This window comes from Pseudomonas sp. NPDC087804, assembly GCF_044742965.1.
In the GTDB taxonomy this organism is placed as follows: Bacteria; Pseudomonadota; Gammaproteobacteria; order Pseudomonadales; family Pseudomonadaceae; genus Aquipseudomonas; species Aquipseudomonas rustica.
Genome location: NZ_JBIUVN010000042.1, coordinates 15,354 through 28,837, shown reverse-complemented (window position 1 = coordinate 28,837; position 13,484 = coordinate 15,354). Strand labels below are relative to the sequence as shown.

The following is a 13,484-nucleotide window of genomic DNA, read 5'->3' as shown; positions in this document are numbered from 1 at the left end:
GCGCGATCTCGTTAGTGTGCTTCATGGTTTGGCTGCAGAACTTGTTCTACATGGGTTCGGGTGCAAGCGTCAACGCCTTCTTCGGTCTGGCGACGATGCTGATTTCCATCCCGACGGGTGTGAAGCTATTTAACTGGCTGTTCACCATCTACCAGGGCCGTCTGCGTTTCACCAGCCAGGTGCTGTGGACCCTGGGCTTCATGGTGACCTTCGCTATCGGCGGCATGACCGGCGTACTGCTGGCCATCCCGGGTGCTGACTTCGTTCTGCACAACAGCCTGTTCGTGATCGCGCACTTCCATAACGTGATCATCGGCGGTGCGGTATTCGGTTACATCGCAGGTTTCGCGTTCTACTTCCCGAAAGCGTTCGGCTTCAAGCTGCACGAAGGCTGGGGTAAAGCAGCGTTCTGGTTCTGGATCTCCGGCTTCTTCGTCGCGTTCATGCCGCTCTATGCACTGGGCTTCATGGGCATGACCCGTCGTCTGAACGCCACCACTAACCCTGAGTGGGTACCGTACCTGTACGTTGCCATGTTCGGTGCGGTGATGATCGCTGTCGGTATCGCCTGCCAACTGATTCAGCTGTACGTCAGTGTGCGTGACCGCAACAAGCCAGAGAACATTTGCGATCACGGTGACCCGTGGAATGCACACACTCTGGAATGGTCGACCTCGTCGCCTCCGCCGTTCTACAACTTCGCTGTGCTGCCAAAAGCTGACTGCATCGACCCGTTCACTGAAGCCAAGGAAAACGGTACTGCGTACCAGCAACCGGCCAAGTACGAGCCGATTCACATGCCGAACAACACCGCCACTGGCGTGGTGATGGGCGCACTGTTGACCGTCTTCGGTTTTGCCATGATCTGGCACATCTGGTGGCTGGCCATCGCGAGCCTGGTAGGCACTGTTGTCTACTTCGTGATCCACGCTGCACGTGACGATCAGGGCTATATGGTTCCGGTTGAAACGATCGAACGTATCGAAGCCGAGCAGCACAAGCGTCTGGTCGCGGCAGGAAAAATTCCGGCCAATGCCACCCGTGTTGAAACCTCGTTGGAACAGGCTTAAACCATGTCGAATTTAGTGACCAATGCTGGACACGCCCATGGTGAACATGGGCACGATGACCATCACCACGATTCGGGCGAGATGACCGTATACGGTTTCTGGCTCTACCTGATGACCGACTGCATCTTGTTTGCATCGATCTTCGCGGTATACGCGGTACTGGTAAACAACGTCGCCGGTGGCCCGTCGGGCCACGACATCTTCGAACTGCCATACGTGCTGGGCGAAACCGCTCTGCTGTTGTTCAGTTCGATCACCTACGGCTTCGCCATGCTGGCGTTGTACAAAGGCAAGAAGCAGCAGGTTCTGGGTTGGTTGTTCATGACCTTCCTGCTGGGCGCAGGCTTCATCGCCATGGAGATCAACGAGTTCCACCTGCTGATCTCCGAGGGCTTCGGTCCTAGCCGTTCGGGCTTCCTGTCCGCGTTCTTCACCCTGGTCGGTACCCACGGTCTGCACGTATCCGCGGGTCTGATCTGGATGGGCATCATGATGTACCAGGTCAACAAGCACGGCCTGACGGCGACCAACAAGACCCGTCTGAGCTGCCTGAGCCTGTTCTGGCACTTCCTGGACGTGGTGTGGATCTGCGTATTCACCGTTGTTTACCTGATGGGGACCCTGTAATGGCTAACGCACACTCCCATGACAGCCACGACGACGCCGGCCACGGCAGCGTCAAGTCCTACGCGATCGGCTTCATCCTGTCGGTGATCCTGACTGCGATCCCGTTTGCTCTGGTGATGTACCCGTCGTTGCCGAAGTCGATCACGTTGATGATCGTTCTGGCCTTCGCCGTGATCCAGGTGGTTGTCCACCTGGTGTACTTCCTGCACCTGGATCGCTCGGCTGCGCAACGTAACAATGTGATCGCCTTCGTGTTCGCCGCGATTGTGATCGTGCTGCTGGTTGGTCTGTCGTTGTGGATCATGTTCAGCATCCACACGTACATGATGGCGAAGTGAGGTAGACCCGATGTCGCTTAAGCACTTTATCCAAATCACCAAACCGGGGATCATTTTCGGTAACGTGCTTTCTGTGGCAGGCGGGTTCTTCCTGGCCTCGAAAGGGCATGTCGATCTGGCGGTGTTTCTGGCAGCCATGATCGGCACGTCCCTGGTTGTCGCCTCCGGTTGCGTGTTCAACAATTGCATCGACCGCGACATCGACCTGAAGATGGCACGCACCAAAAACCGTGTGCTGGTGCAGGGCTTGATCTCCCTGAAACTGGCACTGATTTACGCGACCATCCTTGGTGTTCTCGGCGTTGCCTTGTTGTACAAGGTGGCCAACCCGTTGGCTGCTCTGTTCGCCGTAATCGGCTTTGTTATCTACGTCGGCTTCTACAGCCTGTACCTCAAGCGCAAGTCGGTTCACGGCACGCTGGTGGGCAGTCTGTCGGGCGCCATGCCGCCAGTGATCGGTTACGTTGCCGTAACCAACAGCTTCGACATGGCCGCGCTGACGCTGCTGGTGATGTTCAGCCTGTGGCAGATGCCGCATTCCTACGCCATCGCGATCTTCCGCTTCAACGATTACCTGGCCGCATCGATTCCGGTGCTGCCAGTGAAGCGCGGGATTCAAGTGGCCAAGAAGCACATCCTGCTCTACATCCTGGCGTTCCTTGTGGCGACCTTGATGCTGACCTTCAGCGGCTACGCCGGCATGAGCTACCTCGCTGTCGCCGCGGCCATGGGCATGTACTGGTTGTACATGGCCTGGACCGGCTACAAAGCGGTGGATGACACGGTCTGGGCACGCAAGCTGTTCGTGTTCTCGATCTTCACCATCACCGCGTTGAGCGTCATGATGTCCCTGGACTTCAAGGTGCCTGCAGAGTTGCTGCTGACGTACGCGCCGTAAGGTTTAAAGGCTGTATGAAAACCCCGCACGTTGAGAGATGTGCGGGGTTTTTTGTTTAACGGAAACGTGATTTGTTGATAGTCTGTCTATAGGCAATCTGCCTATAGTTTGGTCATGCGAACTGTCTTCTTTGAAACCACAATTTTTACTGCGAACGTTGGTCATTACCTGACGGACGATGAGTATCGAGAGCTGCAGGATTTTCTGCAGGGTAATCCGCTGGCTGGCGATGTGATGCCGCGCTAGAGAGTTAAAAGCACGAGGCACCCCATGAAAAAAAGCGACCTGTTTTCAGAGTTGATGCAGGGCGTTGATGAGATGGCAGCTCAACGCGAAGGCAAAATTACGTTGCGTAATACAATCGTCGAGGACAAACCTGTCCCCGAGGTTGGCGCCCAGGAAATCGTCGCGCTACGGGAAAGGTTACATATGTCCCAAGCGGTTTTTGCCAAGCGAATCAGAACAAGCCCCAGCACCTTGAGAAACTGGGAGCAGGAAAAGTCGAAGCCCAATGCTCAAGCAGCCCTGTTGATTCGTTTGGTTGAGAAATTTCCAGACATGGTCGAGCGGTTGAGCGCTGTGTGATCACCAACGCCATGAAAATTAAAGCCCTGCCCTTCGAGAGAAGGGTGGGGCTTTTGGTTTATGCCGCGGCAAGTTGCAGTGCAATGGCAAAACACCTAGATTTGGATCCAACCATGTCAGTCATAGCGCCAATTTATTTCATGGGTGCTCTGCTGCCGTAATCCACGTTTCTTCACGCACTGATCACAAGGCTGGGCGACATGACTGAGAGGATGACCTGCGACGAGCGCTTTATTGCCCTGGCACAAGAGCTGAATTACGACATCTATGGCGAGAACACGGCTGGCGGTAATTACGCGCCGCTGATTCGTCATCATGATGAGTTGTACATCAGCGGGATGGTGCCGCGCACTCACGGCAAGATTCAGTATCCCGGTCGCGTCGGGCTGGAGTTGACGCTCAAGGATGCGCAGGCGGCGGCGAGCATCAGTGCGATGCGGTGTCTGGCGCTGATTGTTGATGCGGTGGGGTCGCTGGACAAGATCAAGGCGTTGTTGCGGGTCACGGTGTATGTGAAGTCGACGCCGGATTTCGTCGATTTGAGTGAAGTGGCCAATGGTGCTTCGGATGTGTTCAGCCATGTGCTGGGTGATGCCGGGCGGCATACGCGGACGACGGTGGGGGTGTATCAGTTGCCGAAGAATGCGGCGATTGAAGTGGACATGATTGTGGCGTTGCATCCTGCGGCTTGAGTCTGATCTCGCGAATTGCCCTCACCCTAACCCTCCCGAAACGTCGGACCGCCCGTAGGGAGAGGGGACTGACCGAGGTGTCTTGAGCTATTCATCGACCTGACAGACCGTGGCGATTGTGGATTCGGCACAGCACGTTCATTTCGGCGTACTTCTACAATATCCCCCAATCGGCCCCCTCTCCCTCGGGAGAGGGCTGGGGTGAGGGGCCTCGGTGTAGGCCATCCCACTAAACCCAAGCCGAAAACCAAAAAGCCCCGCACTGAATCCCAGTGCGGGGCTTTTTCGTCAGCGCTGAAAATTACTGCGCAGCGATGCTGTACCCATCAAACGCTGTCTGCTTCTGCAGTGCAGTGATGATGTTCTTGCGGTTCACGGCCTGCTCGGCGCCGTCGTTATCAACGAAGACTTCGCTTTCCAGTTCCGCCTCTTCGCCTTCACCGACGAAGGTGAAACCAAGGAACTCCAGCGCTTCACGATCAACATTCAGACGCGAACGCGGTGTGCGCAGTGGCAGGGTCACGCTGATGCCGTCTTTGCTGATGGTGAAGATTTCGACTTCTTTCTTCTTCGCAGCCTTGCTCTTGCCGCCGCTCGGGTTGCTGATCGCCTGATGGGTCTGATTCAGCACTTTGAGGGCCAGGCCGTAAACGATTTCCTGGAACGCCGGATCGTCCTTGAAGCTGGACAGGATGCGGCCAATCGAAAACTTGCTGCTCAGGTCTTCGAGGGCGGCGAGGTCGGCGGCTTCGGCGTCTTTCAGAGCCTTGAGTTCGCCCATCAGCTCGTAAGCCTTGTCGTCGTCGAAGCTGTCGTGAGCGTGACGGATCGCGGCGCGCAGTTCGCGGATCTGGTCGCTTTCGCGGGTCGACTGGAACGCGTCCAGCACCATCTCGCTGATGATTTTGGCTTGTGGCAGGTGTTGTGAAAGATTGATGGAGTTTTCGTATTCCGCTTTGGACGATTCGGTGACTACGGATTCAGCGGTGTTGAAATCGGACATTGAAATTTCACTACTTTTTAACTTGAGTGGAGATGAGCAAGCCCGAGGGCTTTTTCAGGTCGACTAATTTAGGGGAGCGGGGCGGCGTTGTCACGGAGCAACGGGCCGGCGGTCTCAACTATTTGGCCGGGGTGTGCAGATTCATTGAGCGTACCAACCATTGCTCGGCGGTTTGCTGATCCGTTGGCAGCGAAAAGCGAAACGTCGCGCCGCGCCCATTAACGTCCAGCAACTGAATGTCGCGTCCATGCAATTGCAAGATGCGGTGCACGATGCGCAGACCCAAGCCGCCATCCCGTCGCGCGCCACCGATATTGAACGGGCGCAGGAACAGCCCTTCGCGCAATTCAGGCGCAATGCCTGGGCCGGTGTCGCTGACCGTAACATCGACCAATGCGCCATGGGGTTTCAGATCGAGTTCGATTTCGCCGCCCTGTGGCGTGTGCCGCAACGCGTTATCCACCAGATTGGTCAGCACCCGTTCGATCAGCCCAAGGTCGGCGCAGACCGTTGGCAGGTTTGGCACAAACTGCGCCTTGAGTTCGACCTGTCGTGCCTCAGCGGTCAGTTCGAATTTCTGAAAGATATCCTGCACCAGATCGGTCAGGGAGAAACGCTCCAGCACCGGTTGTACAAACCCGTGTTCCAGCCGCACCAGTTCCAGCAGCGATTGCGCCAGCCCGCCGACCTTGCGGCTCTGATCCAGCGCGATGCCCAGATAACGCCGACGTTCTTCCGGGGACAGCGTGGCGTCCTTCAGTGACAGGGTTTCAAGATAACCGTGCAGCGAGGCCAGTGGCGTGCGCAGGTCATGGGAAATATTCGCCACCAGTTCGCGGCGTTCCTGATCCTGACGGGTCAATGAGCGCCACTGCTCGCCGAGGCGGTTTTGCATCTGCCGGAAAGCCGCGTCGAGAACGGCAATTTCATCCGGGTCGGCGGATTTATCCACAGGCGCTGTGACCGGTTGCGGTGCTCCATCGATATCAAAACGGCTGACGGTATCGGTGAGTCGCCGCAACGGTCGGGTAATCAGATTGAATGCGGTGAGGCCGGCGATCAAACACAGCAGCGCGACCAGTCCGATCGACAGCAGTGCCGTGTTGAGCGCGGCGCTGGTCGCCCCGCGTTCGGCGAAACGGTCGTGTTCTTCGCTAAGCAACACCACGTACAGATAACCGGCGGGTTTGCCATTGACCTTCAGCGGCGCGGCGCTGAACACCTTGCGTCCGTCCACGCTGCGCGGATCGTCGCCGAGGATCGGCAAGGGCTGGTCGTTGAGCAATTGGCGAATCGGCGCCAGATCGACCTGCTGCCGAAGTATCCGGCCTTCAGGCGCGGCGCTGCCGACAACCTTCCCCTCACCGTCGAGCAAATACACTTCGACACTCGGATTAACCAGCATCAACTGGCTGAACAGTTGGCGCACGGCACCGGGCATCAGACCGTTGCTGTCCATCAGCACGGTGTCGTGGGCGATGTGTTGCGCCAGATCCCTCGACAACCCTTGCACCACTTCCAGTTCATGCATCTTGCTGGAGCGCACCTGCAGCCATGCCGACGTGCCGCAGCACACCAGCAGCAACACGGCGAAAACGATAGACAGGCGCTGCGTCAGGGTCAGTTTCATGACTGCTCGGTACCGAATTTATAACCACGGCCCCACACGGTGAGGATGCGCGTCGGCTGTGCCGGGTCTTTTTCGATCTTTGCCCGCAGGCGATTGATATGGGTATTGACCGTGTGTTCGTAACCCTCGTGGCTGTAGCCCCAAACGGCGTTAAGCAGATCCATGCGCGAGAAGACTTTGCCCGGTTGGCGGGCGAAGAAGTACAGCAGATCAAACTCCCGTGGCGTGAGATCCAGGCGCTGACCGTCGAGGCTGACGTCGCGGGTGATCGGGTCGATGCTCAGCCCATCGAGAATGAGGCTGCCGGCGTCCATCTTCAGGTTGCGCGCCATCGCATCGACCCGACGCAACAGCGCTTTGACCCGCGCCACCAGTTCCAGCATCGAAAACGGTTTGGCCAGATAGTCATCGGCTCCCAACTCCAGACCCAGAATCCGGTGAAGTTCACTGGAGCGGGCGCTGGTGATGATGATCGGTGTGTAGCGCGCCATGGCCCGGGCGCGGCGGCAGATTTCCAGACCGTCGACCCCCGGCAACATCAGGTCGAGGATCAGCGCGTCCCAATGGCCTTGCTGCAACAGGCGCATGCCCTCGTCGCCGTCGGCGCTGTGCGTCACCTCGAATTGTTCATCCCGCAAATGCAGGCAAATCAGGTCGGCAATGTGCTGGTCGTCCTCGACCACGAGAACGCGTTTGGTCTGTTCCATGAAGCTCAATCCTTCGGCGCGATTGACGCATTGTGCGGGTTTTTTCCGTGGCGAGTTATCACGAATTCGTTAACTCCCTGTGAGGATTTGGCGATCAATCCAAGCCTAGGCTGTGTTCCATGAAGAGCACTTGGAATTTTCGGAGGCGGCCATGTTTTCACGGCGACAGATTCTGTTAGCGGGCGGCGGGCTAGGGGTTGCAGCCCTGGTCGCGGGTGTATTGCCAAAATTGTCGACCAGCGCTGCAGTGGTCAGCGCAGCGCAGGCAGATGAAATGTTTGAAGTGACGCACAGCGACAGTGAATGGCACTCGATCCTCACCGACGAGCAATACCAGATCCTGCGCGAAGAGGGCACCGAACGCGCCTACACCAGCCCGCTGAACAACGAGCATCGGGTCGGCACTTTTGCCTGCGCCGGTTGTGATCTGGCGCTGTTTTCCTCCGCGACCAAATTCGACAGCCGCACCGGTTGGCCGAGCTTCTGGGCGCCATTGGAGCGTGCGGTGGCGGTGCGCCAGGATCGATCGTTCGGCATGTCGCGCGAAGAGGTTCACTGCCGGCGTTGCGGCGGTCACCTGGGGCATGTTTTCGACGACGGCCCGAAACCCACCGGTCTGCGTTATTGCATGAATGGCCTGGCCATGACCTTCAAAACCGTGGCGGCGTAAGCCATGAAGCGCGGGCGATCTTCACCTCACACAGGACAAATCTATGTGGCTCTTGGTTCTCGCTTATCTCGGTGGTGTGCTGACGATCGTCAGCCCTTGCATCCTGCCGGTTCTGCCTTTTGTCTTCGCTCGCACCGGGCAGCCGTTTATCAAGAGTGGCTTGCCGCTGCTGGCGGGGATGGCGCTGACCTTCGCGCTCGTCGCCTCGTTGGCGGCGGTGGGCGGCGGTTGGGTGGTGCAAGTCAATCAATACGGGCGCTGGCTCGCGTTGCTGTTCGTTGCGCTGTTCGGGCTGACCTTACTGCTGCCGCGTGTGGCCGAGCGCCTGACCCGGCCACTGGTATCGGCCGGCAGTCGTCTGTCGCAAGCCGCCGGGCAGGACAATCGCCCGCGTCCCGGCGCTTCGTTTCTGATCGGGGTCGCCACGGGGCTGCTCTGGGCGCCTTGCGCGGGGCCAATCCTCGGCTTGATTCTGACCGGTGCCGCGCTGCAAGGGGCAAGCATCGCCACCACGCTGTTGTTGCTCGCTTACGCGGCGGGTGCCGCGACCTCATTGGCCGCAGCGCTGTTGCTGGGTGGTAAGGTTTTCGCCTTCATGAAGCGTTCGATCGGTACCGGCGAGTGGATTCGTCGTGGCCTCGGCGCGTTGATGTTGGCCGGGGTGGCAGCGATCGCTTTGGGTCTTGATACCGGCATTCTCGCGCGGATATCGACCGCGTCTACCGGAGGGCTCGAGCAAGCATTGGTTGGCAAGCTTTCAGCAAAAAAACCTGATGCGAACGGCACGATGATGGCGCAGATTCCGCCGGCAGATGAGTTGGCGAACGGCAGCATGATGGCCGCCGGCGGCGCGATGAAAATGGCTGCGAAAGCACCGGGCACATTGCCGGTCGAAGGCCAGTTGCCGCCGCTCGATGGCGCCGTGCAATGGCTCAACTCGCCGCCGCTGGATGCGCAAGCGTTGAAGGGCAAAGTTGTGCTGGTGGATTTCTGGACGTACTCCTGCATCAACTGTTTGCGCACCCTGCCTTACGTCAAAGCCTGGGCCGAAAAATATCGCGATCAGGGCCTGGTGGTAATCGGCGTACACGCGCCGGAATTTGCCTTCGAACGCGATGTAGGAAACGTCACCAAAGCCATGAAGGAATTAGGCATCAATTACCCGGTGGCCATCGATAACGACTACAAGATCTGGCGCGCTTTCAACAATGAATACTGGCCGGCACATTACTTTGCCGACGCCCAGGGACGCATTCGTTACCACCACTTTGGTGAAGGGGACTACGCCGAATCGGAACGCGTCATTCAACAACTGTTGCGTGAAGCCGGTTCGAAATCCGTCGCCGATGGCTTGATCAATGCTGACGCCAAGGGCGTGCAACTGGCCCCGGACATGAACGAAGTGCAATCGCCGGAAACCTACTTGGGCTACCAGCGCGCAGAACATTTCGTGCCCGAAACTAGCCTGGTGCCCAACAAAGTTTCCGTCTATGTCCCACCGGCCAATCTGGCCCTGAATGACTGGAGCCTCGGCGGCCAATGGAACGTCGGCGCCGAACGCGCCACCGCCGGTGCCACAGCCAGCCGCATCGTTTACCGCTTCCATGCCCGCGACCTGCATCTGGTGCTCGGGCCGGGCGCGGATGGCAAACCGGTGCGCTTCAAAGTGTCGATTGATGGTCAGGCCCCGGGCGATGCGCATGGCGTCGATGTCTCCCCCGATGGCTCTGGCCAAGTCACCGAACAGCGCTTGTATCAATTAGTGCGGCAGTCCGGCGGCGTGAAGGATCGAACCTTCAGCATCGAATTTCTCGACCCTGGTGTTTCCGCCTACGCCTTTACCTTCGGTTGATCAGGAGTGACAGACATGAAAACCCAATTCACATGGCGTCGTATGTTGCTGGCCGTTGCGGTCGTCGGCGTGATCGGCCAGGTCTCAGCATTCTCCTTCGGCGGCGAAGACGCTGTGGCCATCCCGCCACCCACACTTGATGAAGTCACCCAGGCCCACAGCGAAACCGCCGTGTTCGCGGGCGGGTGTTTCTGGGGCGTTCAGGGTGTTTTTCAACACGTCAAAGGCGTGCAGAAAGCCGTTTCGGGATACGCCGGTGGCGCGGCCAACACCGCTGAATATGAGCGAGTCAGCGGCGGCGGTACCGGTCATGCGGAATCGGTGCAAGTCACCTTCGATCCGACGCAAGTCAGCTATGGCGACCTGTTGCAGATCTACTTCTCGGTGGCGCACAACCCGACCGAACTCAACCGTCAGGGCCCGGACAGCGGCACGCAATACCGCTCGGCGCTGTTCCCGATCAATGCCGATCAGCAGAAGGTCGCACAGGCCTACATCACGCAACTCGATGCGGCCCATGCCTTTAGCAAACCGATCGTCACCAAACTGGAAAGCTACAACGGCTTTTACCCGGCAGAGGACTATCACCAGGACTTCCTGACCGAACATCCGAGCTATCCGTACATCGCGATCAACGACATGCCGAAAGTGGCGAATTTGAAGCAAATGTTTGCGGAGCGTTATCAGGAAAAACCGGTGTTGGTGAAGGGCGGGTCGTGATCGAGGCCCGTTACTTTAGCCTTGGTCGCTCCATCGCAATCACTGACGTTTCAAATCCCAGACTGGCAAAGAACGCTTCAGCCCCGTCACGCCCGGCACGCAGCACCCAGGTGATGTCGGGGTTGTCGCCCATCAGATGTTCGACCAGCGCTCGACCCACACCTTCTCGCCGATGGTGGTCATCAACGACCACCATCGACAGGTAACCGTTGGATAAACCGTCGCTGATGCCCCGGGCGAAACCGATGATCTGCGCATCTTTCAGTGCGACTGCCGTTCGCTGCGACTGGCGGATCAGTTGCGCAAAATGCTCAGGTGAGCCGACGCGATGTCCCCAGCCATGCTGTTGCAGAAACAGCCGCACTGATTCGATTTCGCCGGGATGCAAATCGCGCACGTTCAGTGTGTTTTCCATTTCAGATTACGTCCTTGTTCGTCGTTGTTTCGAGCGTAGCTGAAGCACGCGCGGAGTCAGGATTTCCCCCACATGCGCATGGCAAATTCAACGAACCGCCGCAGCTTCGGCAGTCGATAGCGATCCTGTGCATACAGCAAGTGCATCGGCCTGCTCGGTGCGTGGTAATCAGGGATGACCTTGACCAGTTTGCCTTCACGCAGATCCTGCTCGACCAGCGCATCCGGCAGCATGACGATGCCCATGCCGTTGCGCGCGGCCTGATGCAAACCGGCGGAGCTGTTGATCAGCATCGGCCCGCTGACGTCGACCATGATTTCCCCGTCCGGGCCGCTGAGGCGCCAGCGTTTTTCCACCGATTGCCAGTCATCACCGGCCGGATAGGCGAACGACAGGCAGTCGTGCTGCTGCAGCTCTTCAGGCGTTTTCGGCATGCCGCGTCGCGCCACGTATTGCGGGGATGCGCACACGGTCAGGGTGTAATCGATCAAGGGCCGGGCGATCAGGTTCGACTCTTCGAAATTGCCCAGTCGAAATGCCACGTCGAGACCGCTTTCCAGCAAGTCCGGGCGGCCATTGGTCAGCACCACATCGAGTTTTACTTGTGGGTACAGCAGCGAATATTCGCTGAGCGCCGGCGCCAGGCGTTCGACACCAAAAGTCAGCGGCGCGGTGATGCGCAACATGCCACGCGGTTGATCGATGGCTTGTTCGGCCAGGGCTTCAGAATCGGCGACCAGTCCCAGTACTTCCAGGCAGCGCTGATAATAAACGCTGCCAAACTCGGTCAGCCGCTGACGGCGAGTGGTGCGTTGCAGCAGTTGCACGCCCAGCCGTTGCTCCAGCGCGCGCAGGTGATTGCCGACCATCGTCGTCGACATGTCGCACTGCAGCGCGGCCGCCGTCATGCTCCCGGCTTCGACGACTTTGACGTAGACGCTCATCGACTGGAACAGATCCATTATCAAGTCCTGCTTATAAATGATCGAAGTTTTGCCGAGTTTATCCAGTTCAAGTGGCTAACCATACTCCCAGCACACCGACCTGCACTGGAGTTTGAAGTCATGACCGCCGCCCTGATGAACACTTACCAACCGCTAGCCCTGAGTTTTTTCAAGGGCCTGGGCACCCGACTGTGGGATCAGGCGGGGCGCGAGTATCTGGACGCGGTCTCCGGGGTGGCCGTGACCAATGTCGGTCACTCGCATCCACGGATCGTTGCCGCGATCAGCGAGCAGGCGGGATTGCTGCTGCACACCTCCAATCTCTACAGCATCGACTGGCAGCAACAACTGGCAAAGCGGCTAACTGAGTTGTCGGGAATGCAGCGCGCGTTCTTCAACAACTCCGGCGCCGAAGCCAATGAAACCGCGCTGAAACTGGCGCGCCTTTATGGCTGGCGCAAAGGCATCGAACAGCCGTTGGTGGTGGTGATGGCCAATGCCTTTCATGGCCGCACGCTCGGCACGTTGTCAGCCAGTGATGGCCCGGCGGTGCGCTTGGGTTTCAATGACCTGCCGGGGGATTTCGTCAAAGTGCCGTTCGGCGATCTCGACGCGTTGGAGCACGTGCGGCAGAAGCACGGCGAGCGCATCGTTGCGATTCTGGTCGAACCGATTCAGGGCGAGAGCGGCGTACAACTGGCACCGCCCGGTTACCTGAAAGCGCTGCGTGAAATGTGCAATCGTCAGGCGTGGCTGCTGATGCTCGATGAAATTCAGACCGGCATCGGTCGCACCGGGCGCTGGTTTGCGTTCCAGCACGAAGGCATCGTTCCGGACGTGATGACACTGGCGAAAGGACTGGGCAATGGCGTGCCGATCGGCGCGTGTCTGGCACGGGGCAGGGCGGCGGATCTGTTCACGCCGGGCAGCCATGGCAGCACGTTCGGCGGTAATCCGCTGGCCTGCCGGGTGGGTTGCACGGTGCTGGATATCATCGAAGAGCAGGGCTTGCTGGAGAACGCGCGGTTGCAGGGTGAGCGTCTGCTGACGCGGCTGCGTGCAGAACTGGCGGACAATCCCAATGTGCTGGCGATTCGTGGATTGGGTTTGATGATTGGTGTCGAGTTGAAGCAACCGGTTCGTGATCTGACGCTGATTGCGGCGCGGGATCATGGATTGCTAATCAACGTCACGCGTGGCAAGACGATACGACTGCTGCCACCGCTGACGATTGATGAGCGGGAGGTGGAGATGATTTCTCGAGTGATTGGACGGATCGTATCCGCGCACTAATGGATATCAGATAACCCTGTGGGAGCGGGCTTGCTCGCGA

Annotated in this window: 16 protein-coding genes and 1 pseudogene; 12 read left to right on the top strand and 5 right to left on the bottom strand. The window is 58.5% G+C overall.

The window, feature by feature from the left end; genetic code table 11:
• The 8 genes and pseudogenes from ACIOMO_RS27005 to ACIOMO_RS26970 all read left to right on the top strand — a co-directional run.
• On the top strand, positions 1-1,070 hold a 1,070-nt coding region (locus ACIOMO_RS27005; protein WP_401244529.1), incomplete at its 5' end, for a cbb3-type cytochrome c oxidase subunit I.
• A gap of 3 nt (positions 1,071-1,073) precedes the next feature.
• The gene (cyoC, locus tag ACIOMO_RS27000) at positions 1,074-1,697 is read left to right on the top strand and encodes a cytochrome o ubiquinol oxidase subunit III (RefSeq protein ID WP_042560958.1); all 624 of its coding nucleotides are present in this window, start codon (positions 1,074-1,076) and stop codon (positions 1,695-1,697) included.
• Positions 1,697-2,035: a cytochrome o ubiquinol oxidase subunit IV gene (cyoD, locus tag ACIOMO_RS26995; protein WP_053123586.1), complete on the top strand. Its 339-nt coding sequence runs from the start codon at positions 1,697-1,699 to the stop codon at positions 2,033-2,035. Before cyoC ends, cyoD begins: the two co-directional genes overlap by 1 nt.
• 10 nt (positions 2,036-2,045) lie before the next feature.
• On the top strand, positions 2,046-2,933 hold the full coding sequence (gene cyoE / locus ACIOMO_RS26990; protein ID WP_401244526.1) for a heme o synthase: 888 nt from the start codon (positions 2,046-2,048) through the stop codon (positions 2,931-2,933).
• A 114-nt stretch (positions 2,934-3,047) separates the two neighbouring features.
• Positions 3,048-3,176, top strand: a pseudogene (locus tag ACIOMO_RS26985) (toxin); the annotation flags it as partial.
• Positions 3,177-3,203: 27 nt separating this feature from the next.
• Positions 3,204-3,518 carry a helix-turn-helix domain-containing protein gene (locus tag ACIOMO_RS26980; protein ID WP_401244524.1) on the top strand — a complete coding sequence of 105 codons (315 nt, stop codon included), beginning with the start codon at positions 3,204-3,206 and terminating at the stop codon, positions 3,516-3,518.
• A complete protein-coding gene (locus ACIOMO_RS26975) occupies positions 3,515-3,679 on the top strand; it encodes a hypothetical protein (protein WP_401244523.1) in 165 nt (54 codons plus the stop codon). The genes ACIOMO_RS26980 and ACIOMO_RS26975 overlap by 4 nt, the downstream gene beginning before the upstream one ends.
• 39 nt (positions 3,680-3,718) lie before the next feature.
• On the top strand, positions 3,719-4,210 hold the full coding sequence (locus ACIOMO_RS26970) for a RidA family protein (protein WP_159814012.1): 492 nt from the start codon (positions 3,719-3,721) through the stop codon (positions 4,208-4,210).
• 301 nt (positions 4,211-4,511) lie between these two features.
• On the opposite strand, the gene ACIOMO_RS26965 is transcribed toward ACIOMO_RS26970, so the two are convergent.
• From ACIOMO_RS26965 to ACIOMO_RS26955, 3 genes are all read right to left on the bottom strand, one after another.
• Complete coding sequence (locus tag ACIOMO_RS26965; RefSeq protein ID WP_053123575.1) at positions 4,512-5,213, bottom strand: hypothetical protein; 702 nt, start codon at positions 5,211-5,213, stop codon at positions 4,512-4,514.
• A 118-nt stretch (positions 5,214-5,331) separates the two neighbouring features.
• Entirely contained in the window at positions 5,332-6,843 is a 1,512-nt protein-coding gene (locus ACIOMO_RS26960; protein ID WP_401244520.1) for an ATP-binding protein, read from the bottom strand.
• Positions 6,840-7,550 carry a response regulator transcription factor gene (locus tag ACIOMO_RS26955; RefSeq protein WP_400651323.1) on the bottom strand — a complete coding sequence of 237 codons (711 nt, stop codon included), beginning with the start codon at positions 7,548-7,550 and terminating at the stop codon, positions 6,840-6,842. The genes ACIOMO_RS26960 and ACIOMO_RS26955 overlap by 4 nt, the downstream gene beginning before the upstream one ends.
• A gap of 151 nt (positions 7,551-7,701) precedes the next feature.
• On the opposite strand from ACIOMO_RS26955, the gene msrB reads away from it, so the two are divergent.
• The 3 genes from msrB to msrA are packed head-to-tail and all read left to right on the top strand — an operon-like array spanning position 7,702 to position 10,792.
• Entirely contained in the window at positions 7,702-8,220 is a 519-nt protein-coding gene (gene msrB, locus ACIOMO_RS26950) for a peptide-methionine (R)-S-oxide reductase MsrB (RefSeq protein WP_401244518.1), read from the top strand.
• A gap of 43 nt (positions 8,221-8,263) precedes the next feature.
• Positions 8,264-10,072 (top strand): cytochrome c biogenesis protein DipZ, encoded by a 1,809-nt coding sequence (locus ACIOMO_RS26945; RefSeq protein ID WP_401244516.1) that lies wholly within the window; start codon positions 8,264-8,266, stop codon positions 10,070-10,072.
• Positions 10,073-10,087: 15 nt separating this feature from the next.
• Positions 10,088-10,792 (top strand): peptide-methionine (S)-S-oxide reductase MsrA, encoded by a 705-nt coding sequence (gene msrA / locus ACIOMO_RS26940; protein WP_401244514.1) that lies wholly within the window; start codon positions 10,088-10,090, stop codon positions 10,790-10,792.
• 10 nt (positions 10,793-10,802) lie between these two features.
• On the opposite strand, the gene ACIOMO_RS26935 is transcribed toward msrA, so the two are convergent.
• Complete coding sequence (locus tag ACIOMO_RS26935) at positions 10,803-11,207, bottom strand: GNAT family N-acetyltransferase (RefSeq protein WP_401244512.1); 405 nt, start codon at positions 11,205-11,207, stop codon at positions 10,803-10,805.
• A gap of 56 nt (positions 11,208-11,263) precedes the next feature.
• Positions 11,264-12,169 carry a LysR family transcriptional regulator gene (locus ACIOMO_RS26930; RefSeq protein WP_401244510.1) on the bottom strand — a complete coding sequence of 302 codons (906 nt, stop codon included), beginning with the start codon at positions 12,167-12,169 and terminating at the stop codon, positions 11,264-11,266.
• 102 nt (positions 12,170-12,271) lie between these two features.
• On the opposite strand from ACIOMO_RS26930, the gene ACIOMO_RS26925 reads away from it, so the two are divergent.
• Positions 12,272-13,444 (top strand): aspartate aminotransferase family protein, encoded by a 1,173-nt coding sequence (locus tag ACIOMO_RS26925; protein WP_401244508.1) that lies wholly within the window; start codon positions 12,272-12,274, stop codon positions 13,442-13,444.
• The last annotated feature ends 40 nt before the right edge of the window (positions 13,445-13,484 follow it).